Origin of the sequence: uncultured Gordonia sp., from assembly GCF_937858515.1 — a bacterium.
Lineage (GTDB): Bacteria > Actinomycetota > Actinomycetes > Mycobacteriales > Mycobacteriaceae > Gordonia.
In genome coordinates, this window is the sequence record NZ_CALLZT010000210.1 from 16,711 (window position 1) to 39,695 (window position 22,985).

Here is a 22,985-nt window from a genome sequence, read left to right on the forward strand (position 1 = left end):
GGACAACGGCGACGGTGAAATCAGTCGCCGGAGTCCAGCCACGAGGGCTGGACCAGAGGTTAGCCTAATCTAAAGGCGATGGGGTATGCGAAATACCGCACGCGACTTATGAGCGTTATGGGCGATCTCGCAGCACTCCGACGGGGTCGGTCGCGAATGCGTCGAGGGCACCACGCACCCGTGCGGACCGGTGTACCTGCGGCTGGAACGATGCGCTGATCAGCAAGCGGCCATGAACCGTCGCCGATTGCAGGGTGATGCCTTCGGGCACTGCCGGGCGGGTACCGGAGACGAAGATCGAATTCTCCGGGTCGATCCACGGAAAACTGTCCATCAACTGCTGGTGGGCCTGTATGCCGGTGAACACCAACGGTGCGCCGGGTTGGGAAGGCCCGGGAGCCGGCCTTTGCCCGTCATGGGAGAGCCACTGGGCCGCGTACCCGAGTGCGGTGACCCGGGCGAGCGACACGATCGGACGTCCCGACGCGACGGCGGTCACCAGATCATGGTGCAACCGGGCGGGATCGCTGCCGCGGCGCAGCGGCAATTGGATCCCGGAGACGAAGTTCGCGAGCGGATTGGTACCGGTCGGCAGGTACCTGCGCAGGTCGACTGGCAGTGTGCCGACGTCGTCGACAGGTATTCCGGAAGCCGTCAGTGCGCGGGTGAGGCCACTGACGACCAGCGCGAACAGGCTGACACGCGGGAGGGTCGCGTCCCGCCACCGACGGAGCTCGCCGAGCACGTCCGCAGGCATCACGGCTACCGCCACCGCATGAGATCCGCGCCGGGTCGGGACCGAGCCCGCGTCTGTCGGAAACTCATCGGCCGGCGCGAACTCCGGACGCGCGATCCTGGTCTCACGCATCGACCGGAACACGTCCAACACCCGCGTGGGACGTGATCCGAAGACCCGCAACGCCGCGGTACCCAGGCCGTCCCGCCGCCGGGAGATCTGCGAAAGCATGTCGGGGTCGCGGGGCGTGATCGCACCGGTGATGACCTGATGGGCCAGGAGCCCGAATCGGATCTCACCCACGCCGTGATCGTGTTCGGTGCGCAGGTAGCGTCCGGCGAGGGTGACTCGCATCGGCGCGATCGGCCGGCCGGTCGGGATCAGGAGCTCGAGGGGATCGGCGGGCTCCTCGATGACCTCGATCGACTCGAGGAGGCGCTGCGGGTCGTGAATCCAGTGTTCGCCCGCGGTGTCGGGGCGCAGCGCTATGCGTGTTCGCGGACCGAAGGAAGCGAAGGCCTCGAGATTGCGCCGGACCGCGTCCGGATCCGGAAGGTTGACGGGTCCGATCAGTCCGGTTCCGGGTTCGCCGAGATGTACGCGGTCGCGCAGCCGGATACGTGCTCGGTTCACCGGCATCCTTCCGATACGCTCCTGTTGCACACCTGTGAGGGTACTCACTTAGGACCACCTTGTTTTGATTAGGCTAGCCTTGTTAAATGTCTTTAGCTTAACGATCGCTTAGAGCGAGCTTCGAATCCCAACGCGACGTTCGACACCCAGCAACGACCTCGACACCCAGCAACGACAGGGCCCACACATGCACGACGCATCCGGCAACGACGGACGAACCGACAACGTGACTGAGCTGCCGGTGGGGGCGGAATCCTCCGTACGGCAGGACCGGCCCACCGTTTCGGTGATCATCCCCGCGATGAACGAGGCGAAGAACCTGCCCTACGTCGCCCACCGTATGCCCGACGGCATCGACCAGATCGTCTTCGTCGACGGAAACTCCTCGGACGACACCGTCGCCGTCGCCCAATCGCTGTGGCCGGACGCGACTTTCGTGGTCCAGAGCCGATCCGGCAAGGGCAATGCGCTCGCCTGCGGCATCGAGGCATGCAGTGGCGACATCATCGTCATGATCGACGCCGACGGGTCGACCGACCCGGCCGAGATCCCGCTGTTCGTCAAGGCACTCACCGACGGTGCCGACTTCGCCAAGGGCAGCCGTTTCGTCGACAACGGCGGTAGCACCGACATCACCACTCTGCGCCGCATCGGCAACAAGGGACTCAACACGATCGTCAACGTCGCGTTCCACACCAAGTTCTCCGACCTGTGCTACGGCTACAACGCCTTCTGGGCGCGGCACGCCGAACTCATGGAACTTCCGCCGACGCAGTACTCGCGCGCGCAGTGGGGTGACGGATTCGAGATCGAGACCGTCATCAATGTGCGCCTGGCCACGGCCGGTATCAAGATCACCGAGGTCGGCAGCTTCGAAGGTCCTCGTCTGCACGGGCGCAGCAACCTCAACGCCTACAGTGACGGCATGCGCGTGCTGCGTACGATCCGTCAGGAATGGCAGCACTGGAAGGCCCACCGGGCGGCCGAGCGGCACGGTGTCCGCGCCGGCAGCGCGGTGACGGTGTCCGCCGGCGAACTGGCCGGGTGAGCCGGTCCCAGCCGGGAATCGCCCGTAACTCACTGGCCGTCGCGATCTCAGGGATCGTCACCGGCGGTCTAGGTTTGATCTACTGGATCGCGGTCGGTCGGCTCTACCCCGCAACCGAGGTCGGAGCGGCCGCGGCGACCATCTTCGCGGCTTCCATGCTTGCTTTGTTCGGTAACCTCGGCCTCGGCGCCTACTTCGAACGATTTCTGCCGGTCGCAGGTGCACAGTCAGGACGACTGGTGATCGGCGGTTTGGCGGTCGGGGTACTCGGTGGCGGGATTCTCTCCGCGGCCTTTCTCGTTTTCGGGCCCATCAACGAGATGTTCGCCGACGGTTGGCAAATCGCGTTCTTCCCGGTAGCGGTCGCCGCGATGTCGCTGTCCGCGCTGAGTGATCACGTCTGTATCGGCCTGCGACGTGCCGAATGGTCGGCGATCAAGAACGTCCTGCACGCAGTGATAAAGCTCGGTGCCGCCGCGGGAATGGCATCGCTATGGGGTCGGCAGGGCATCGTTGCGACATGGGTACTGACCGCCCTGCTCGGGGCGGGAATTCTCTGGGTGGTCGTGATCCGGGAGATCCGCCGCCGCGTCGCTACGGAACATGCCCAGTGTGCGCTGCCACCGCGCCGCGACCAGCAGCGGTTCATCGTCGGCAACTACGGCATCTACGTGGCGACCTCCCTGATGCCGCTGTTGCTTCCGATGATCGTGATCGCTCACGTCGGGGCAGGACAGAACGCGTACTTCGCCATCGTGTGGCAGCTCATCACCGCTGTCATCTTGCTGCTGACAATGTTGACCGGGCCATACGTCGCGGAAGCGAGTTCGGGTGACACCGACCTGCGGCACCTCACCTACCGATTCATCCTGATCATGTTGGGCGTCTCCACAGCGGCGACGGTCGGACTGATGACGGTGGGGCCCCTGTTTCTTCGGCTTGCCGGGGATGACTACGCGGACAACGGGACCGGCCTGCTGCGGATGTGTGCGCTGTCGCTGCCGCTCACGGCCGTCGCGCTGATCTTCGTCGCCGTCAGCCGAGTGCGGAATCGTCTGCTGCCCGCGTTGGCTGCGCAGATCACCGGAGCCGTCGTCAGCCTGGGGCTCGCCGTGATCCTGCTGAGCCGCTACGGACTGATCGGGGTCGGCTGGGCGACGATTTCCGCGGAGGCCCTCATCGTGGCACTGGTCATCGTGCCGCTGGTCCGGGCGGTGCGCGACCTGGTCCGGGTGGGTGAACTACCCGGCTACGGCTCGGTGAGTTCGGATGCTTCCGGCGCAGTGTCGAAATAGCCCGACTTGGCCAGCGCCGAGTACGAACCCATCACGTCATACACGGCAACCCAATCGATGTCGATCGATGACTCCAGGGGCCGTGGTTCGGTGGCCGCACACGGGTGCTTGCCCCACTCCTCGCGGATTTCGCAGGCGCCCGCACCCATCTGCAGACCCATCCACATGGGCGTGATCGGGACATGTTCGGCCGACCGGGAAATCGCCCATACTTCGCCGTCGAGAAGGTAGCGGACAACACCGGGGGCCCACTCGACACCGACCGTGTGCCATTCGGTGAAGTCACCGGCGATGTGCGCGTTTGCCTTCCGATTCACCTTTCCGTCCCGCCAATGCAGGAAGCCGGTGATTCCGTCGCGACCGGACGACACGTCCTCGGCGAAGTCGATCTCCGGCGGCCACTGCTCATTCTGTGGCCACAGCAGAAAATGGTAGGAGATATCGGCACTCGGTTCGACCTTGTACCGGACTTCCCAGCGACCGTACTTCTGGGTCACCGGCCAGTTCGACACGCCACCGATCTGCCATTCGTCGCCGTCACGTCTGCTGTGCAGACGCAACACACCGTTGTCGATGGAAACCATCGACGGATGCCACTTGCCGTACTTGTCGCCATCGGGTCGGCCGGTGTAGGCCGTCCAGTTCTCGCCGAGCTCGCAGCGGTTGAAATCATCGATGAACACCGACTGCCAGATGTTGTCGACCGCGGGCGGCGGCGCCACACCGCTGACTGTCGCACGATGCTGACAGTTCAGATTTCCCCCCGCAGCGTCGTTTCCGCCGCCTCCGCTGCACGAGGTCAGGACCAGCGCGGCGGCGAGGGGGGCGATACTCATCCGGTTCAACCGTCGGCGTCGTGCTTTCACCATGCCATCTCCACAAGCCGTTGAAAGGTCAGGATGGCGGCCAAGACCGTGAACACCAGCGTGCCGGCGCCGATCGCATGAGCGACCGGACCTCGGCCGACCGATCCCCAATCACCGACCTCACGTTCTTGCAGCACGGCTCCTGCCACGATGAAGATGCCGGCAAAGACCAGCATGACGGCGGCCATCAGTTGTCCTTTCCTTCAGACCGGGCGACTTCTGCCGACAGATCCACGGCCGGCGCGTCCACGAAGTGCAGAATTCTCACCGAGTCCGTATCGACGAACATCTTGTAGTCGTCGAGTTTGAGGATTTCAGCGACGTCGGCTTCCATTTCGGCAGTGGGTTTACCCCGCTGCAAGTCCATCATCGCGATGCCCTGGTGGGTGATCAGCACATAGTCGGGCCGACGGTTCTCGGTACATTGCGCCAGATTGTCCAGACACGGGAAGCTGTCGATGTAGCCGATGGTAGGAGCGTTGGGGTCCATCGAACGCCGCGGGACCACCGCATGCGCGGCATGGCTGAACACCATCACCGACGACCTGGGCGGGATCTTGTTGATCAGCCCCTGAGTGAGGATGTCCTCGGCTTTCGTGGATGATTCGAAGGCGGCGTTGAGGCCACGGTTGGTGGTTTCCAGTACACCGACTCCCAGAGCCAGGGCGATCGCCAACAGCGTCACTGCCACGGTGGGCAGTCGCCGGAGGCTTCGCGATGCCCAGACGAGGACGAGCGCCACGAACGGTGCCAACGTCGGGGACGCGAACAGGAAGACGCGGATGATCATCTCGCCGCCATAGCTTTGCAGCGCAACCAGTACGAACGGTGCGGCACACAGCAAACCCGAGATCAGCCAGGTGCGGCGGCGCCGGAACCTGAGCCAGCCGATGAACGCCACGACGACGAAGAGCCCGGAGGCTGCGATTCGTAGATACTGCATGGTCGTGTAGGTCGGGTCGCCGTTGAGGCGCTGCCCGACACCCCGGTTGACCGAGTAACCGATCTGACCGACCTCGTTGAAGAGCGAGTTGAGGTGGCCAGTCCAGAAATCGGTTGCGCCGTAGCTGAACCAGGCGGCGAACACCAATCCCGCGGCGATCCACAGGGTGCGGTATCGGGTGGTACCGGTGACCGCGAACGCCGCGAGCGCGAGCACCGTGAGCATAGGCGTCATCTGATGCGACACGGTGTTCGCTGTGATGATCAGCAGCAGCGTCGCGCCGACGGCCAGTGTCCGGCCCGGACCGAAACCGGGCACCCGGCCAGGTGTCCGCCTGCCGACGCTCAACGCGGCGCCGAGTCGGCCCGGCAGAATCCGGTCGACGCCCGCGGCCGTCGGCAACGGTGCGCGTCGCAATTGCCACAGCAGTGTGCCGAGGATGGCGACGTACCCCAGACCGGCGACGGCCTGGGGGGCGAAATAGTCCTGCTGATACCAGTTGAATGCCTGGTAGAGCACGACTGACAGCCACGCGATCCGGGCGTTGCCGCCGATCGCCGAGCCGATGGCGTACAAGCCGAAGCACATCAACGGACCGAACACGACCGGTGCCCAGAACAGCACGTCGGTGAGATCGGCGAACCCGCCCGCCTCCTGAATGTGTGCGGCCAGCGAGAAGAATCCGGCCCAGCTGTAGCGGGCGTCCTCGAGGGTGGGCAGACGATGCATCGCGGCCATGGACGCGGCGAACCCACGGTGTACGAAGGCGGTGGGCACCGATGTCTCGCCGGTGGCCACCGCCACCAGCATCGTGTTGTATACAACCGCGAGCGCGGCGGCGGCCGCCATCACGATGTGATCGATGTGTGTGGCGCGCAGCGTGACGACGATCGTGATAACCAGCAGGGCGAGTCCGACGAAGTACCACGGCCCGACCAGGGCGATGACCCCATAGGGGCCGGCCTTCAGCACGTCGATGCCCCGCGCCGAGACGATGAACAGCGCGAGCGAGACCGCCAGTGCGGCGAGCAGAGCCAGTCGTGTACGAGTCCAGTGCGCACGGGACAGGCTGAGCGACCCGGTGCGGAAGTTGCCCGGCACTGTCCGGAATGCGGCGATCGACGCAGCCAGGCCTACCGCGGCCAGGAGCGTCTGGGTCCGTGCGGGATGCCACCATTCGAGCACCATCGACGTTTGCGTGACGAGGATGTTGACCGACAGTGAGGTCGAGACGATCAGTGCCGTGGCCAGCGCCCGGCCCGGAATACGCAATGCGACGACAAGCGGTACGCCGGGGAGCAGGAACACGCCGAGCAGTACCGCGGGAATCCGGATGACGCCGGGGACATCCAGACCGGCCCAGTCGGCGACGGCGACGGCGAGCGCGAGGGCTGCCACTGTGACCGCCACCCGGAGCGCGGCACCGGGATGCCAACCATAGGGCACCACGCGGGGCGCGGGCATCACCGAGCCGGCGCGGTTGTCGTCCGTTCGGTGTTCGGCGGTCTCGGTGGGGCCCGATCCGGGCCGGTCGATCAATGTCACGTGCGATCTCCCACTGGGTTCTTTCTGGTGGTTCGCCGACGGAGGCTCCACGCACACTTCGGGTACGGAAGGGCCCCGACCATCCCCTGAACTGTGCCTGCACCGGTGGTGATCACCCCGAGGAGCATGATCACCAGGCGTACAGGCGCGAAGACATCACCGCGGCCGAGCTGTGCGAGGTAGCGCACGACACCACCGGTGATCGTGCGGGTGAGGTACGACGCTTCCGCGGAGAACGCCGATTGCGCGCCCGCGATCGCACTCAGCTTCGCCTTCGACCGACCCTCGTGGCGACATCGGGACAGGAAGTAGCGGACGGTCTGTCGGACTTGAGGTACCTGATGGTCGACGGCGAAACGGCTGTCGCGGATCACCAGGGAATGGGGAAGGGTGTCCGGTAGCTCGACCCCCATCGGGGTTTCTCCGCAGCCGGGGGGTGGCGCCCCGCCGGGGCCCGGGTGGGAGCGAAAACCGCCGATCTTGACCAGCTCGGCCCGGCGCACAGCCATTGCTGCACCGATCGGGTTGCGCACCTGGCTGCCCGAGGCGGCGATTCCGCGGTAGTCGCAGCCGACGACCCAGCCGAATTCGTCGGGGAACCAGCGGGGGGCGCCGCCCTCCCATGCCGCGTGGACACCGCCGCCGACTGCCACCACTTCGGGACGGGACTCGATCACCGAACGCAGCTGGGCCAGCGATCCGGGACGCAGCAGAGCGTCGTCGTCGAGGTAGACGAGCACGTCCTGATCGGCGTTTGTCATGCCGGTGTTGCGGGCCCCGGACAGACCTTGGGTATGGGTGTTGGCGACGATGTGCAGGTCGGGGGCGTCGACGGCGGGGAAGGCACCGGCAGCTCCGAAATGCCGGATGAGTCGGGCCTGCAGGTCGGCATTGTGGTCGACGACCACGACGACGCGGTCGCCGGTGCGCAGCTGAGCGCCGGCGACCCCGATACCATCGATCAGGAGTTCCCAGCGCGCTGCGGTGTAACAGCAGATCACCGCGCACAGCGTCGTACCGCTCGGTGACATACCGGTTACGGGCATGCCGATCGGGAGTGGTGTTGGCACAGATCAGGTCTCCGTCTTATGAGGCGAGGCTAACCTAGCCTAGTGTTGGCATTGTTCGTTTACCAAACGGGCAGTCGCGCCGTGGCGAGTGCCGCATTCGGAGCCTTATGTGACCTGGTACGCAACTCCGGTCGAGGGTGGTCGTGTGCCCGGATCGTCGCCACCGGTGACGATGCGGGTCAAAGCGGACGTGACCGGTAGACTGGCGCGACGTGATTACCGCGACCGACCTTGAGGTCCGTGCCGGAGCTCGGACATTGCTGTCGGCCCCCGGATCGGCACTACGCATCCAGCCCGGCGACCGCATAGGGCTCGTCGGACGCAACGGCGCCGGAAAGACCACCACCCTGCGCATTCTGGCGGGCGAGACGGAGCCCTACGCCGGAACCATTCTGCGCAGCGGCGAACTGGGCTATCTGCCGCAGGATCCGAAGGAAGGCGACCTCGACGTCGTCGCCAAGGACAGGGTGCTGTCCGCGCGTGGTCTCGACGCCATCCTGCATCAGATGGAGAAGCAGCAGGCACTGATGGCCGAATCGGCCGACGACAAGATCCGCGACAAGGCGGTGGCCAGGTACGGTCGGCTCGAGGAGCGCTTCGCCGCACTCGGCGGTTACGTGGCCGAGTCGGAGGCCGCGCGGATCTGCAGCAGCCTGGGCCTGCCGGACAGGGCGCTCGCCCAGCCGTTGCGCACCCTGTCGGGTGGCCAGCGCCGACGCATCGAGTTGGCGCGGATCCTATTCGCCGCCTCGGACGGCTCCGGCAAGTCCGACACCACACTGCTGCTCGACGAACCCACCAACCACCTCGACGCCGACTCCATCACCTGGCTGCGTGGCTTCCTGCAGAACCACGACGGCGGCCTGGTCGTGATCAGCCACGACGTCGAGCTGCTGGCCGATGTGGTGAACCGGGTGTGGTTCCTGGACGCGGTGCGTGGTGAGGCCGATATCTACAACATGGGCTGGAAACGCTACCTCGATGCCCGCGCCACCGACGAGCAGCGCCGCAAACGTGAACGCGCCAACGCCGAGAAGAAGGCGTCGGCGCTGCGGGCCCAGGCTGCCAAACTCGGTGCCAAGGCCACCAAAGCGACCGCCGCACAGAACATGCTGAAACGGGCCGACCGGATGATCGATGCTCTCGATGACGAGCGGGTGGCCGACAAGACCGCCAAGATCCGCTTCCCCGAACCCGCCGCCTGCGGCCGGACCCCGCTGATGGCCAAGGATCTGACCAAGGTTTATGGGTCGCTGGAGATCTTCACCGGCGTCGACCTTGCCATCGACAAGGGCTCACGCGTGGTGGTGCTCGGCCTCAACGGTGCCGGCAAGACCACGCTGCTGAAGATCCTCGCGGGCGTCGAGAAGCCCGATCTGGGTGAGCTGGAACCCGGATTCGGGTGCAAGATCGGCTATTTCGCTCAGGAACACGACACTCTCGACGACCATGCGACAGTGTGGGAGAACATCCGGCACGCAGCTCCCGACGCCGGTGAGCAGGATCTGCGCGGTCTGCTCGGTGCGTTCATGTTCACCGGACCGCAACTGGAGCAGCCCGCCGGAACCCTGTCCGGCGGTGAGAAGACTCGTCTGGCGCTGGCCGGTCTCGTCTCGTCGGCCGCCAACGTGCTGTTGCTCGACGAGCCCACGAACAACCTCGACCCGCAGTCCCGCGAGCAGGTGCTCGACGCGCTGCGCTCCTACAAGGGGGCGGTCGTCCTGGTCACCCACGACCCGGGCGCCGCGGCGGCCCTCGATCCGCAGCGCGTGATCCTGCTGCCCGACGGCACCGAGGACCACTGGAGCGACGAGTACCAGGAACTCATCGAACTCGCCTGACGGCCATCGCCGGTCAGTGGGCTCGGGGCTGCTCGCGTGCTCGGGGCTGTGTGGGCGTTCAGGATTGTTTGGGATAGGTGATGCAGTCGTCGCTGATGGGGCCGGCCGACCATTTGGTCTTGTTCTCGCGGTCCAGGCATGTCTTGCGCAGGATGACCAGCAGCGGGCGGCCCGACTGGACCTGGCCGGACAGTACTCCTTGTGGATCCCAGAAGGCGCAGTAGCCCGACTCGTTGGGCATCAGTTCCTTGCAGCGGCTTATCACCGTCTCCTGCTTGAGATTGATGCAGCCCAGCTGGTTGACGATCTCGCTGGACATCTTGCCGTACGTACCGGTCTGCGCGGTGGCCAGCGGAATCACCCGGATCCACCGGCAGCTTCGCGGAGTACCGGTGGCCGAACCGTCATGCACATAGCCCGTCGAGTCGATGGTGCCGGCCAGGTTGGCTGACGACGCGGCCGTCGTCGACGCACCTGTGGATGCGCTCGACGAACTCGGTGTTGCGGTGGTCGTTGTGTCCGAGTCGTCACCGGACGACACCGCTACCGAGACCGCGACGATCACCGCGATCAACGCGAGCACACCGATCCCCACCAGCCACGCCAGGCCGGCCCGGGACTTTCCGGGAGGCCGGGAACTGCCCGGTGGCTGCTCGCCCGAGAACGCACCCAGCGGGTAGGTTCCGGCGGTGGCCTGTCCACCCTGGAAACCGCCCTGCGTGTTGGCGCTGTAGGGGAGCGTGCCGCCCTGAGCGTGGCCGTACCCCAGTTGCCCTGTCGGGTTGTGGACTGCCGGATTCTGGGCTGTCGGGTTGTGGACCGGTGGGTAGATGCCGTGCGGACCCGCGACCGGTGTACCGGACGTGCGCGGGGCCTGCGCCGGGAAGGTAGCCGAACTCGCGCCACCGTTCGGCGCGACCTGTATCGACCGCTCGAGGGCGTCGACGAACTCGGCGCAGGACGCGTAGCGATCCATGGGTTTCTTGGCCAGCGCGCGCTCGAACACCGGATCGGCGGAAGACAGATCGTCCCGGTACTGCGACAGCTTTGACGGTGGCAAGGTCGCGATCGCGATCATCAGCTGGGTGACCGTCTCGGCCTGGAAGGGCGTTTTCGCGCTGAGAAGCTCGAATGCGGTGCACGCGAGGGAATAGACGTCGGAGGCCCCCACCGCGTCGCCCGAGAACGTTTCCGGAGCCGAGTAGGCGACCGTGCCGATGTACATGTTGGCGTGGGTGATGCGAGGATCACCCTCCGGACGGGCGATACCGAAATCCAGGACGTAGGCCCGGTCGATGCGGCCGCTGCGGTTGCGGCTGACCATCAGGTTGGCCGGCTTGATGTCGCGATGCACGACGTGCTGATCGTGCGCGTAGTCGATCGCCTCGGACACCGACCGCAGCACAGTGATGGCCTCGGCGTCGGTCAGCGTTGCCTTGGTGAGGTCGGTGCCCTCGACGTAGACCATGGTGAACCACGGTCTGCCGCTGTCGGTGGTGCCGTAGTGATAGATGTCGGCGATCGACGGATGACCGAGCCTGGCCGCCGTACGGGCCTCACGCTCGAAGCGGGCGACCGCTTCGTCGTCACCGGTGGTGTGCAGCAGTTTGAGGGCCTCACGACGACCGAGCCGGACATTCTCGACCAGGTACACCTCACCCATCCCACCGACACCGAGCTGCGAGAGCACGCGATAGTGCTCGGCGAAGATCGCCCCTGGTTTCATGTCCCCCTCTTCCGGGCTGGGCACTGCTGGTCACGGTGTCGCGTGTACTGGCTGCTCAAAACCCTACCGAAGACACGCCGCCCAACCCACCTCGCGCGGTGCCGGCCCTTCGGTCGAACGACACGGCACCGACACCTGACTGCCGATGTGGTCACCGTCCGATTCGTACCGACTCCTCGACCAGGTCGAGCACCGCCGTCAGGTCGTCGGTGGGCTGCCCCGATGCCAGCCGCGTGATCAGTCCGTCGAGAACCAGATCCAGGTAACTCTGCAGCACGTCGGTCGGCACGTCGTTGCGCAAGCGGCCCGCTTCGCGGCCTCGCTCGAGACGGGCATGGGTGGCCGCCTCCAGTTCGGCCGAATGCGCCAGCCACGCCGCGCGGAACGAATCGTCGGTACGCAGCTTACGGGCGATTTCCAGCCGGGTGGCAAGCCAGTCGAAATCGTCGGGATCGGCCAGCACATTGCGCATGACCTGCACCAGGCCCTGTTCGGCGGCGACGTCGGCCATCCGTTCGGTGTCCTCGTGGGCGAGGGCGAGGAACAGTGCCTCCTTGTCCTTGTAGTGGTGGAAGATCGCTCCGCGCGACAGCCCGGTGGCCTTCTCGATCCGGGAGACCGTCGCGCCGTCATATCCGTACTCCGCAAAGCAGCGCCGCGCGCCGTCGAGAATTTCCCGACGACGCGCGGCGAGCCGGTCATCACTGACCTTGGGCACGATCAGCTCAGCTGTTGATCATGTTGCGAAGCACGTACTGCAGGATGCCGCCGTTGCGGTAGTAGTCGGCCTCACCGGGTGTGTCGATGCGCACCTTGGCGTCGAACTCGATGACCGAGCCGTCCTCCTTGGTGGCGGTGACCTTCATCGTCGCCGGGGTGATGCCCTCGTTGAGTTTCTCGATGCCGACGATGTCGATGACCTCGGTGCCGTCCAGACCCAGCGACTTGTGCGACTCGCCCTCGGGGAACTGCAGCGGAACCACACCCATACCGATGAGGTTGGAGCGGTGGATACGCTCGAACGACTCGGTGATGACGGCCTTGACGCCCAGCAGGACGGTGCCCTTGGCGGCCCAGTCACGCGACGAACCGGAGCCGTACTCCTTGCCGCCGAGCACGACCAGCGGGATGCCGGCCTTCTTGTAGTTCTCGCAGGCGTCGTAGATGAACGACTGCGGGCCGCCCTCTTGCGTGAAGTCGCGGGTGTAGCCGCCGGACACACCGTCGAGTAGCTGGTTCTGCAGACGGATGTTGGCGAACGTACCGCGGATCATCACCTCGTGGTTGCCGCGACGGCTGCCGAGCGAGTTGTAGTCCTTGCGGGCCACACCGTGCGAGTCGAGGTACTGCGCGGCCGGGGTGCCGGGCTTGATCGGGCCGGCCGGCGAGATGTGGTCGGTGGTGACCGAGTCGCCGAGCACCGCCATCACGCGCGCGCCCTTGATGTCCTTGACCGGCGCCGGTTCCATCGTCATGCCGTCGAAGTACGGGGCCTTGCGCACGTAGGTCGAATCCTCGTTCCACTCGAAGGTGTCGCCCTCCGGGGTGGACAGGTTGCGCCAGTGCTCGTCACCCTTGAACACATCGGCGTAGGACTTGCGGAACATGTCCTGGCTGATGGCCTGCTTGATGGTGTCGTCGATCTCCTGCGCCGACGGCCAGATGTCCTTGAGGAACACGTCGTTGCCGTCGGTGCCGGTGCCGAGCGGCTGCGACTCGAAGTCGAAGTCCATGGTGCCGGCCAGGCCGTAGGCGATGACCAGCGGCGGCGAGGCCAGGTAGTTCATCTTGACGTCGGGGGAGATGCGACCCTCGAAGTTACGGTTGCCCGACAGAACCGCCGCGACCGACAGATCGTTGTCGTTGATGGCCTTGGAGATCTGCTCGGGCAGCGGGCCGGTGTTGCCGATGCACGTGGTGCAGCCGTAACCACCGAGGTAGTAGCCCAGCTTCTCCAGGTACGGCCACAGGCCGGCCTTCTCGTAGTAGTCGGTGACGACCTGCGAACCGGGAGCCATGTTGGTCTTGACCCACGGCTTGGTCGACAGACCCTTCTCGACGGCCTTCTTGGCCAGCAGAGCGGCGCCCAGCATGACCGACGGGTTGGAGGTGTTGGTGCACGAGGTGATACCGCAGACCACGACGGCGCCGTGGTCCATGATGAACTCGCCGCGCTCCTCGTCGACCACGCGGACCGGCTTGGTCGGACGACCCTCGGCGCCGTCGGCCGCCGACTGGACGATGACCGCGTCCTCCTCGGCGAAGCTCAGCGAAGCCGCATCCGGCACGGACTCCTCGACATCGGTGGTGGCCGGGGTCAGGCCCTCCTCGACGTAGTTGTGGATGTCCTTGCGGAAGGCGATCTTCGACTCCGAGAGCAGGATGCGGTCCTGCGGGCGCTTGGGGCCGGCGATCGACGGGACGACGGTGGCCAGGTCGAGTTCGAGGTATTCGGAGAACACCGGCTCGTGGTCGGCCTCGTGCCACATGCCCTGCTCGCGGGCGTAGGCCTCGACGAGCGCGAGCGATTGGTCGTCGCGGCCGGTCAGGCGCAGGTAGTTGATGGTCTCCTCATCGATCGGGAAGATCGCGCAGGTGGAGCCGAACTCGGGGCTCATGTTGCCCAGGGTGGCGCGGTTGGCCAGCGGCACCTCGGCCACGCCCTTGCCGTAGAACTCGACGAACTTGCCGACGACGCCGTGCTTACGCAGCATGTCGGTGACGGTGAGGACCACGTCGGTGGCGGTCACGCCGGGCTGGATCTCGCCGGTCAGCTTGAAGCCGACGACGCGCGGGATGAGCATCGACACCGGCTGGCCGAGCATGGCGGCCTCGGCCTCGATACCGCCGACGCCCCAGCCGAGCACGCCCAGGCCGTTCTCCATGGTGGTGTGCGAGTCGGTGCCCACGCAGGTGTCGGGGTAGGCCTGGCCGTTGCGGACCATCACGGTGCGGGCCAGATATTCGATGTTGACCTGGTGCACGATGCCGGTGCCCGGGGGGACGACCTTGAAGTCGTCGAACGCGCCCTGGCCCCAGCGCAGGAACTGGTAGCGCTCGGAGTTGCGCTCGTACTCCAGCTCGACGTTGCGCTCGTAGGCGTCGGCGCGGCCGAACACGTCCAGGATGACCGAGTGGTCGATGACCATTTCGGCGGGCGAGAGGGGGTTGACCTTGTTTGGGTCGCCGCCCAGGGCCGTGACGGCCTCACGCATGGTGGCCAGGTCGACCACACAGGGGACACCGGTGAAGTCCTGCATGATCACGCGGGCCGGCGTGAACTGGATCTCGATGTTGGGCTGAGCGTTCGGGTCCCAGTTGGCCAGGGCGTCGATGTGCTCGGTGGTGATGTTGGCGCCGTCTTCGGTGCGCAGCAGGTTCTCGGCGAGCACCTTGAGCGAGTAGGGGAGTTTCTCGGTGCCGGGTACCGCCTTGAGACGGAAGATCTCGTAGGACTCGTCGCCGACCTCAAGGGTTCCGCGGGCGCCGAACGAATTGATACTCACGTTGTATTCCACTCTCCTCGTAACCGACGGGCTGCGTCGGTGTGTATTTGTAGATCTCCCGAAGTCGATCCGGCCGACGGGCTGCGTCGGTGTCGTGCAAAGTCCGTGCCTGGTGCGCGTGGACCGAACTCCCCGTGGGGAGCCCCGACCCCCCGGAGGGAGTCCCAACTCCCCGGAGGGAGTTACTGTGTGGAGCTTGCCACCGTTGTCCGCGTCGGGCCGGTCATTTGCCAACTGTTTGTCGACCGAAGATCGATCGGGCAGCTCGCGGCGGCCGGGGCCACGGTGGGCGGGGGCGTGGTCGTCGGCGGTGCGGCGACTCCATCAGCATAACAGTACGCTCGTACGGTTTACAACCCATTGGTCGAGGAACACGCCGATCGGGTGTGCGGAATGTGTCACGTCCGGCCGCAGCATCTAGATTCTGATGGGGACATCTCCATCTTGACGCAGGAGCAGGCCTTCGGTCGCGGCCCACGGCGGCCGGCGAGGCGAAATTAATCTCCGCGCAACGTGACGAAACCGAGGTAGCGGCAGTGAGTACTGGGACCGAGAGTACTGGGACCAACAGTGCCGGGACTGACAGTGCCGGAACGGACTCTACGGGTCCGGGCTTGACCGGGCAGAGCACGGGCGAGTTATTGGCGATCGGTCCGCTGGCCGCCCCGCATCCGAGAAACACACAAGTGGGCTCGGGAATCAAGCTCGGACCGCTGCGCAAGGACCTCGCCGACGACAACGTGTCCGCGCCCGCCGACCAGGTGCCCGCGCTGCGGGAGATCGTGGCCAAGGCGGCGAAGGACGGCCACGACGTCCACTTTGTCGTGCTCACCGAACGCCAGCCCGTCTTCACCAACTATCGCGACATCGCCACCGCTTTGCAGAAGGACACCTCGGGCACCGTCATCGTCATCGGGCCCAATGCAGTCGGCAGTGCATCGAACGAGTTCAGCCGCGTCACCCTCGAACAGGCCACCGACAACCTCAAGTTCGCCGATCAGACCCAGGCCGCACGACAGATGTACGACAAGATGACCGAGCCGTCCATCAACTGGACCGTGGCCACGCTAGTCCTGATCGTCGTCGTGGTCGTCGGCGCGGTGGCGGCCCGCCTGCTCGGGCGCCGCACCGACGTGTCCGGCCCCGAGGAGGGTGTCACCGAGGAAGGTGTCACCGAAGACGCCGCAACCGAGCAGCCCGTCACCGAGGAGGCCGTCAGCGGGTCGGGGGGTTCCGGTTGGGTGTTGCCGAATTGATACCTGCTCCCGTCGGGCTCTTTGCCCTGTTCGCGACGCGATCAAGGTAAGTCACGATTGTGTAATTTGTGGCAGATGGTTTGATCCATGCCCCATGTGACGTACGGTTTCTGTGTCAACAGAGTGTCTGATGTGATCTACGTTGCTCATGTGACATGGTGGACCGGTGGGACGAGGCAGGGAGTTCATTGGTGACGCGACGTAACGCACCTGCGCCACGGCTGATCCGCTGGGTAACCGCGGTGGCGGTCCTGCTCATCATCGCGATGTGCGCCGGCGTCGCCGAAGGCGCGCCCGGCAAGTCCAAGCGTGCGACCTCGCGCCAGGCTCAGCTCATCACGCAGATCGCCGGTGTCGACCAGAACATCGCCGACCTCGACAACGCCGTCGCCATCCGGCAGGAACAGGTCAACAAGGCGATCGTCGACTACCAGAACGCCATCGCCGCCGAGCAACTCGCCAACACCGCCGCCGCGGGCGCGCAACGCGAACTTGAGCTATCCGTCCGCGCCGTCGAGGAGGCGCAGGAAGAGTTCAATGAATTCATTCGCACGGTGCAGAGGCGAGGCAACACTCGCGGCACGATGGCCGACTACCTGTCTTCGGACGACCCCGATACCGTCCTGAACAAGATGACGGCCGTCGACCAAGTCGGCCGTCAGCAGCGGGCGATCATCACCCGGCTGCAGGTCGCGCGGAACCAGCAGGCGAACCGCGTCGCCGCCGCACAGGCCACCAAACGGCACGCATCGCTTGCCACCAGGGGCGCCGCCGACCGTAAGAACGACGCCATCAGCTCCGCCGCCCAGATTCGTAGGCAACTCGCCGACGAACAACAGCGTCGGACGACACTGGTCCGGCAGCGCAACGGCATCCAGAAACAACTGACGGAACTGCGTGGAGGCGGCCGCAAGAAGGTCGGCCTGGACACCCCCACCACCGGTTCGGCAGGCGGCACACTCCCAAGTGCCGGCGACATCGTCAACGGGTTGCTCGGCACCGACAACCCATCCATCAAAATGGCGGCCGACGCCGCCGCGAAACTTCTCCTCGACACCGGTCAGCAGCTGCTCGCCGCCCTCGTCGGACAGCAGCAACTGCCGCGTTCGGCACTGCTCGACGAGCTCGGCCTCGGTGGCGCCAACCTCGGCAGCAGCGGCCCCAACAGCATCGTCAGCCGTCTGCAGACCGGGTCTGCCGCACCCTTGTTCGGCAGCAGCGGCGGCCGTGGCGGCGGCGTCATCAGACCCGGTCTGCGCGGCCCGCAGGCCGTCGAGATCGTCGTCAACCGTGCTCTGTCCCAGCTCAACGTGCCCTACGCGTGGGGAGGCGGAGGCCCCAACGGCCCCACCCAGGGCATCCGCGACGGCGGCGTCGCCGACAGCTACGGCGACTACAACAAGGTCGGCTTCGACTGCTCGGGCCTGATGATCTACGCCTTCGCCGGCGTCGGCATCGAACTTCCGCACTACACCGGCTACCAGTACAACGCTGGACCGCATGTGCCGCTGGCCCAGCGTAAACGTGGCGACATGATCTTCTACGGACCCAATGCCAGCCAGCATGTCGCGCTCTACCTCGGCGACGGCAAGATGGTCGAAGCACCCCAGTCGGGCTCCATCGTCAAGGTGTCGCCCGTGCGCACCACCGGCGCCATGCCCTACGTCGTCAGGTTGTTGTAGCCCTCGTACTGCTGGTGTCGCGCTCCTTCTTGGCGAGATTTCAGTTCGCTTGACTAGGCTGGGGCATCGACACACGAGCAGAGCCGTGCGACACCCCAGAACAGGAGCCAACGGTTGACCTCCCCGCAGTCACACACCGACCCGGCCGCCGCAGGTGCGGCCACGCTCAGCGAAGCAGACATCAAACTGCTCGAACGCACGATCTACGAGGTCAAGCGGGTCATCGTCGGCCAGGATCAGCTGATCGAACGGATCCTCGTCGGGCTGCTCGCCCGCGGGCACATCCTGCTCGAAGGCGTGCCCGGCGTCGCTAAGACGCTCGCCGTCGAAACCTTCGCCCGCGTCATCGGCGGCAGCTTCTCGCGCGTCCAGTTCACCCCGGACCTGGTGCCCACCGACCTCATCGGCACCCGGATCTACCGGCAGGGCCAGGAGAAGTTCGACACCGAACTCGGCCCGGTCGTGGCCAACTTCCTGCTCGCCGACGAGATCAACCGCGCGCCCGCCAAGGTGCAGTCCGCATTGCTGGAGGTGATGGCCGAACGGCACGTGTCGATCGGCGGCACCACCTACCCGATGCCCGATCCGTTCCTGGTGATGGCCACCCAGAACCCCATCGAGAACGAAGGTGTCTATCCACTGCCCGAGGCGCAGCGTGACCGGTTCCTGTTCAAGGTGCTGGTCGGCTACCCGTCGGTGGAGGAGGAACGCGAGATCGTCTACCGCATGGGCAACTCCGTGCCCACGGTGTCGCCGGTTCTCGACCCGCACACGATGGTCCGGTTGCAGAAGGTCGCGGGCAATGTGTTCGTCCACCACGCGCTCGTCGACTACGTCGTCCGCGTCATCAACGCCACCCGGCGGCCTGCCGAGGTCGGACTCACCGACGTTGCCGGCTGGCTCTCGTACGGTGCGTCACCGCGCGCCACACTCGGCATCGTCGCCGCTGCACGCGCGCTCGCCCTCGTCCGTGGCCGCGACTACGTGATCCCACAGGACGTCGTCGAGATGATCCCCGATGTGCTGCGGCACCGGCTGGTGCTCTCCTACGACGCCCTCGCCGACGAGGTGGACGCCGACCAGGTGATCACCCGCGTGCTGCAGACCGTCGGGCTGCCGCAGGTGGGTACCCAGGCCGCGGCCCCCGCCGGCTATCCGCAGAATCCGGCACCCGCTCAGGCCCAGCAGAACGGTCAGGTTCACATCGATCAGGCGGCACGCCCCTATGGCGGCCAATAGCGAACTGCCGTCGTTCGACGCCGGCCTGCTCAGCGATCCGCAACTCACCGCCGCACTCACCACACTCGAACTCACCGTTCGCCGCAAGCTCGACGGCGTGCTGCAGGGTTCTCACCTCGGGCTGATACCCGGACCGGGGTCCGAGCCGGGGGAGGCGCGGCCCTACCAGCCGGGCGACGACATCCGCCGCATGGAATGGTCGGTGACCGCCCGCACCACCGAGCCGCATGTCCGGCAGATGATCGCCGACCGCGAACTGGAGACGTGGCTGGTTGTCGACGCGTCGGCGAGCATCGACTTCGGCACCACCCGCTGCACCAAACGTGACCTCACCGTGGCCGCAGCCGCGGCCATCGTGCACCTCACGGCCGGCGGCGGCAACCGGCACGGGGCGATCATCGCCACCGGTGACAGAATCGTGCGGGTCCCCGCGGCCTCGGGGAGGGCGCACGCCCGCGCCCTGCTGAAAGCGGTCGCCACCACCACCCGCAGCCATGCGGGCGTGCGCGGCGACCTCAACGGTGCGATCGACGCGCTGCGGCGCCCACAGCGGCGGCACGGGCTGGCCGTGGTGATCAGTGACTTCCTCGGACCGATCAACTGGGACCGGCCACTGCGGGCCATCGGCGCCCATCACGAACTGCTCGCCGTCGAGGTGCTCGATCCACGCGACCTCGAGCTGCCCGCGGTCGGTGAGGTCACCCTCGCCGACGCCGAGAGCGGTGAGATCCGTGACTTCGACATCACCGAGCGCGTCCGCCACGACTACGCGGTGGCTGCTGCCGCGCACCGCGCCGACGTCGGCCGCACCATCCGGCGTTGCGGGGGATCGGTGATGTCACTGCGCACCGATCGCGATTGGGTCAACGACACCGTCCGGTTCGTCGGCGCCCGGCGCCGCGGCATGGCGGCGGGGGTGGGCTAGGCGATGTCCAACCTGTCGAGTCCGTGGTGGCTGCTGCTTGCCCTCGTGGTGGCGGCGCTGGCCGGTGTCTATGTCTATATCCAGCGCCTTCGTGCCCGGCGCGCGTTGCGGTTCGCCAACCTTGAGGTGCTCAATAGGGTCGCCCCGGTCAAGAGCAACCCCCTGAAGCACGTTCCTATCGCCCTGCTGGTGGTGTCGCTGCTGCTGCTGACCGTCGCGCTGTCCGGTCCACAGGCCGACCGCAAGGTCCCGCGCAACAAGGCGACCGTGATCCTCGTGATCGACGTGTCGCGCTCGATGAACGCCACCGACGTCGCGCCGTCCCGGATCAAGGCGGCGCAGGCCGCGGCCAAGAAGTTCGCCGACGAACTGACCGAGGGCATCAACCTTGGGCTGATCTCGTTTGCGGGCACCGCGTCGACGCTGGTGTCGCCGACCCCCGACCACACGGCCACCAAGGCCGCCGTCGGCAAACTACAACTGGCCGACAAGACCGCCACCGGTGAGGGCATCTTCGCCGCCATCCAGCAGATCCAGACACTCAACACCGTCCTCGGCGGCGACAAGGCCGCCCCGCCGGCCCGCATCGTGCTCCTGTCCGACGGCAAGGAGACCGTGCCCGACAACCCCAACAACCCGCGCGGCGCGTTCACCGCGGCCCGCAAGGCCAAGGAGGAGAAGATCCCCGTATCGACGATCTCTTTCGGCACGATGGGCGGCACCGTCGATCTCGAAGGCGATCAGGTCCCTGTACCCGTCGACGACGAGTCATTGCGCAAGATCGCCAATATCAGCGGCGGCGAGTTCTTCACCGCCGCCAGCCTCGACGAACTCAACCGGGTGTACGAGAAGCTGCAGAAGGACATCGGTTATGAGACGCGGCGGGGCGACAACTCGCGGCCATGGTTGATAGCCGGAACATTGCTGGCGATCATCTCCGCGTTCGCCGCCCTCGCCATCAACCGGCGCCTACCGTAAGACCCGACGGGTCAGCCCGCCCCCGTCGACAGACGACATCTCCACGACCGATAGGTTCTTGATCCATGGCAGACACCACTGACGTTCCTTCGCGCCCGGCGACCACACCGCGTTCGGTCCTGGTGACCGGCGGCAACCGAGGCATCGGTCTCGCCGTCGCTCAGCGCCTTGCCGCTGACGGCCACAAGGTGGCCGTCACCCACCGCGGATCCGGTGCCCCCGACGGCCTGTTCGGCGTGCAGTGCGACGTCACCGACGCCGAGTCCGTCGACAAGGCCTTCGCCGAGGTCGAGGCACATCAGGGGCCCGTCGAGGTGCTGGTGGCCAACGCGGGCATCACCGACAACATGCTGCTGATGCGCCTGTCGGAGGAGTCGTTCGAGAAGGTCATCGACGCCAACCTGACCGGTGCGTTCCGCTGCGCCAAGCGCGCCACCAAGGGGATGCAGCGCGCCAAGTGGGGCCGGATGATCTTCCTCGGCTCGGTCGTGGCGATGTCCGGTATCCCCGGGCAGGTCAACTACGCCGCCTCAAAAGCCGGACTGATCGGTATGGCCCGCTCCATCGCCCGTGAGATCGGAGTACGCAACATCACCGCCAACGTGGTGGCGCCCGGTTTCATCGAAACCGACATGACGGCTGCGATGGAGGACCGCTACGTCGAGATGGCCAAGCAGGCGATCCCGCTGGGCCGCACCGGCAAGCCCGAAGACGTTGCCGCGGCGATCAGCTTCCTCGCCTCGGACGAGGGCGGCTACATCACGGGTGCGGTGCTGCCGGTCGACGGCGGCATGGGGATGGGAAATTAGGGTGGGGAAAACCACAGTTATGGGCAACTAGGGGAGGACTGGAACCAATGACAGGCATTCTCGACGGCAAGACCGTCCTCATCACCGGCATCATCACCGACGCGTCCATCGCATTCCACGCCGCCGCCGTGGCCCAGGAGCAGGGCGCCAAGGTGATCATCACCGGCATCCCCGAACGGCTGCGGCTCATCGACCGCATCGCCAAACGCCTCCCGCAGGAGGTGCCGGCGGCGATTCCGCTCGACATCACCAACGAGGAGGATCTGGCGGCGCTGGCCGGGCGGATCACCGAACTCGCCCCCGAGGGTGTCGACGGCGTGGTCCATTCCATCGCGTTCGCACCCAAGACTTTGATGGGTCCCGACGCGGTGCCGTTCCTCGAAGGCCCCGGACCCGACGTCGCGAAATCGTTCGAGATCTCAGCCTGGAGCTACGCGGCGCTGGCCCGTGCGGTGCTGCCGGTGATGAACGAGGGCGGATCGATCGTGGGCATGGACTTCGATCCGCGGACCGCGATGCCGGACTACAACTGGATGGGCGTGTCGAAGGCGGCGCTCGAGTCGGTGAACCGCTATGTGGCGCGCGAGGTGGGCAACGCCAAGCGGATCCGGTCCAACCTCGTGGCCGCCGGACCTATCAAAACCCTTGCCGCCAAGGCAATTTCGGGTACAGCCACCGATGACGCGCGCAAGCTGACCATGCTCAACGAGTACTGGGACGGTGCCTCGCCGATCGGCTGGAACGTCGACGACCCGACCGTCGTCGGCAAGAGCGTCGTCGCGCTTCTGTCGGACTGGTTGCCCGGCACCACCGGCTCCATCGTGTACGTCGACGGCGGCGCCAGCCACAACACCTGGTTCCCCGACAACTTCCTCGGCTAGCCCTTC

The 22,985-nt window shown here is 66.1% G+C and carries 18 protein-coding genes; 10 read left to right on the forward strand and 8 right to left on the reverse strand.

Annotation, left to right across the window (positions count from 1 at the left end):
* Positions 1-115: 115 nt before the first annotated feature.
* The gene (locus tag Q0627_RS20855) at positions 116-1,369 is read right to left on the reverse strand and encodes a hypothetical protein (RefSeq protein WP_298812536.1); all 1,254 of its coding nucleotides are present in this window, start codon (positions 1,367-1,369) and stop codon (positions 116-118) included.
* A gap of 187 nt (positions 1,370-1,556) precedes the next feature.
* Here Q0627_RS20855 and Q0627_RS20860 point away from each other — a divergent pair, with 187 nt between their 5' ends.
* Positions 1,557-2,417 (forward strand): glycosyltransferase family 2 protein, encoded by an 861-nt coding sequence (locus Q0627_RS20860; protein WP_291017401.1) that lies wholly within the window; start codon positions 1,557-1,559, stop codon positions 2,415-2,417.
* A complete protein-coding gene (locus Q0627_RS20865; RefSeq protein WP_291017399.1) occupies positions 2,414-3,712 on the forward strand; it encodes a polysaccharide biosynthesis protein in 1,299 nt (432 codons plus the stop codon). The genes Q0627_RS20860 and Q0627_RS20865 overlap by 4 nt, the downstream gene beginning before the upstream one ends.
* On the opposite strand, the gene Q0627_RS20870 is transcribed toward Q0627_RS20865, so the two are convergent.
* The 4 genes from Q0627_RS20870 to Q0627_RS20885 are packed head-to-tail and all read right to left on the reverse strand — an operon-like array spanning position 3,667 to position 8,136.
* A complete protein-coding gene (locus Q0627_RS20870; protein ID WP_291017397.1) occupies positions 3,667-4,548 on the reverse strand; it encodes a glycoside hydrolase family 16 protein in 882 nt (293 codons plus the stop codon). The genes Q0627_RS20865 and Q0627_RS20870 overlap by 46 nt on opposite strands.
* A 26-nt stretch (positions 4,549-4,574) precedes the next feature.
* Positions 4,575-4,766 (reverse strand): hypothetical protein, encoded by a 192-nt coding sequence (locus Q0627_RS20875; protein ID WP_291017395.1) that lies wholly within the window; start codon positions 4,764-4,766, stop codon positions 4,575-4,577.
* Positions 4,766-7,066 (reverse strand): hypothetical protein, encoded by a 2,301-nt coding sequence (locus Q0627_RS20880; RefSeq protein ID WP_298812542.1) that lies wholly within the window; start codon positions 7,064-7,066, stop codon positions 4,766-4,768. Before Q0627_RS20880 ends, Q0627_RS20875 begins: the two co-directional genes overlap by 1 nt.
* Positions 7,063-8,136: a glycosyltransferase gene (locus Q0627_RS20885; protein ID WP_298812545.1), complete on the reverse strand. Its 1,074-nt coding sequence runs from the start codon at positions 8,134-8,136 to the stop codon at positions 7,063-7,065. The genes Q0627_RS20880 and Q0627_RS20885 overlap by 4 nt, the downstream gene beginning before the upstream one ends.
* Before the next feature lie 212 nt (positions 8,137-8,348).
* Here Q0627_RS20885 and Q0627_RS20890 point away from each other — a divergent pair, with 212 nt between their 5' ends.
* Positions 8,349-9,977, forward strand: a complete 1,629-nt coding sequence (locus Q0627_RS20890; protein WP_291017391.1) for an ABC-F family ATP-binding cassette domain-containing protein — start codon at positions 8,349-8,351, stop codon at positions 9,975-9,977.
* Positions 9,978-10,035: 58 nt separating this feature from the next.
* Here the strand turns inward: Q0627_RS20890 and Q0627_RS20895 are convergent, their stop codons facing one another.
* From Q0627_RS20895 to acnA, 3 genes are all read right to left on the reverse strand, one after another.
* Positions 10,036-11,727 (reverse strand): serine/threonine-protein kinase, encoded by a 1,692-nt coding sequence (locus Q0627_RS20895; protein WP_298812548.1) that lies wholly within the window; start codon positions 11,725-11,727, stop codon positions 10,036-10,038.
* A 127-nt stretch (positions 11,728-11,854) separates the two neighbouring features.
* Positions 11,855-12,421: a helix-turn-helix domain-containing protein gene (locus tag Q0627_RS20900; protein WP_291017387.1), complete on the reverse strand. Its 567-nt coding sequence runs from the start codon at positions 12,419-12,421 to the stop codon at positions 11,855-11,857.
* 7 nt (positions 12,422-12,428) lie between these two features.
* Complete coding sequence (gene acnA, locus Q0627_RS20905; RefSeq protein WP_298812550.1) at positions 12,429-15,209, reverse strand: aconitate hydratase AcnA; 2,781 nt, start codon at positions 15,207-15,209, stop codon at positions 12,429-12,431.
* A 614-nt stretch (positions 15,210-15,823) separates the two neighbouring features.
* Here acnA and Q0627_RS20910 point away from each other — a divergent pair.
* The 7 genes from Q0627_RS20910 to inhA all read left to right on the forward strand — a co-directional run bounded on the left by Q0627_RS20910 (position 15,824) and on the right by inhA (position 22,979).
* A complete protein-coding gene (locus Q0627_RS20910) occupies positions 15,824-16,465 on the forward strand; it encodes a DUF6676 family protein (RefSeq protein WP_298812553.1) in 642 nt (213 codons plus the stop codon).
* A 191-nt stretch (positions 16,466-16,656) separates the two neighbouring features.
* Positions 16,657-18,147 (forward strand): NlpC/P60 family protein, encoded by a 1,491-nt coding sequence (locus Q0627_RS20915; RefSeq protein WP_366851862.1) that lies wholly within the window; start codon positions 16,657-16,659, stop codon positions 18,145-18,147.
* Positions 18,148-18,261: 114 nt separating this feature from the next.
* Positions 18,262-19,386: a MoxR family ATPase gene (locus Q0627_RS20920; protein WP_298812556.1), complete on the forward strand. Its 1,125-nt coding sequence runs from the start codon at positions 18,262-18,264 to the stop codon at positions 19,384-19,386.
* Positions 19,373-20,311 (forward strand): DUF58 domain-containing protein, encoded by a 939-nt coding sequence (locus Q0627_RS20925; RefSeq protein ID WP_291013838.1) that lies wholly within the window; start codon positions 19,373-19,375, stop codon positions 20,309-20,311. Before Q0627_RS20920 ends, Q0627_RS20925 begins: the two co-directional genes overlap by 14 nt.
* Before the next feature lie 3 nt (positions 20,312-20,314).
* On the forward strand, positions 20,315-21,289 hold the full coding sequence (locus Q0627_RS20930; protein ID WP_298812559.1) for a VWA domain-containing protein: 975 nt from the start codon (positions 20,315-20,317) through the stop codon (positions 21,287-21,289).
* Between the two features lie 65 nt (positions 21,290-21,354).
* Complete coding sequence (gene fabG1 / locus Q0627_RS20935; RefSeq protein WP_291013842.1) at positions 21,355-22,098, forward strand: 3-oxoacyl-ACP reductase FabG1; 744 nt, start codon at positions 21,355-21,357, stop codon at positions 22,096-22,098.
* Positions 22,099-22,145: 47 nt separating this feature from the next.
* On the forward strand, positions 22,146-22,979 hold the full coding sequence (inhA, locus tag Q0627_RS20940) for an NADH-dependent enoyl-ACP reductase InhA (protein ID WP_291013844.1): 834 nt from the start codon (positions 22,146-22,148) through the stop codon (positions 22,977-22,979).
* Positions 22,980-22,985: the final 6 nt, after the last annotated feature.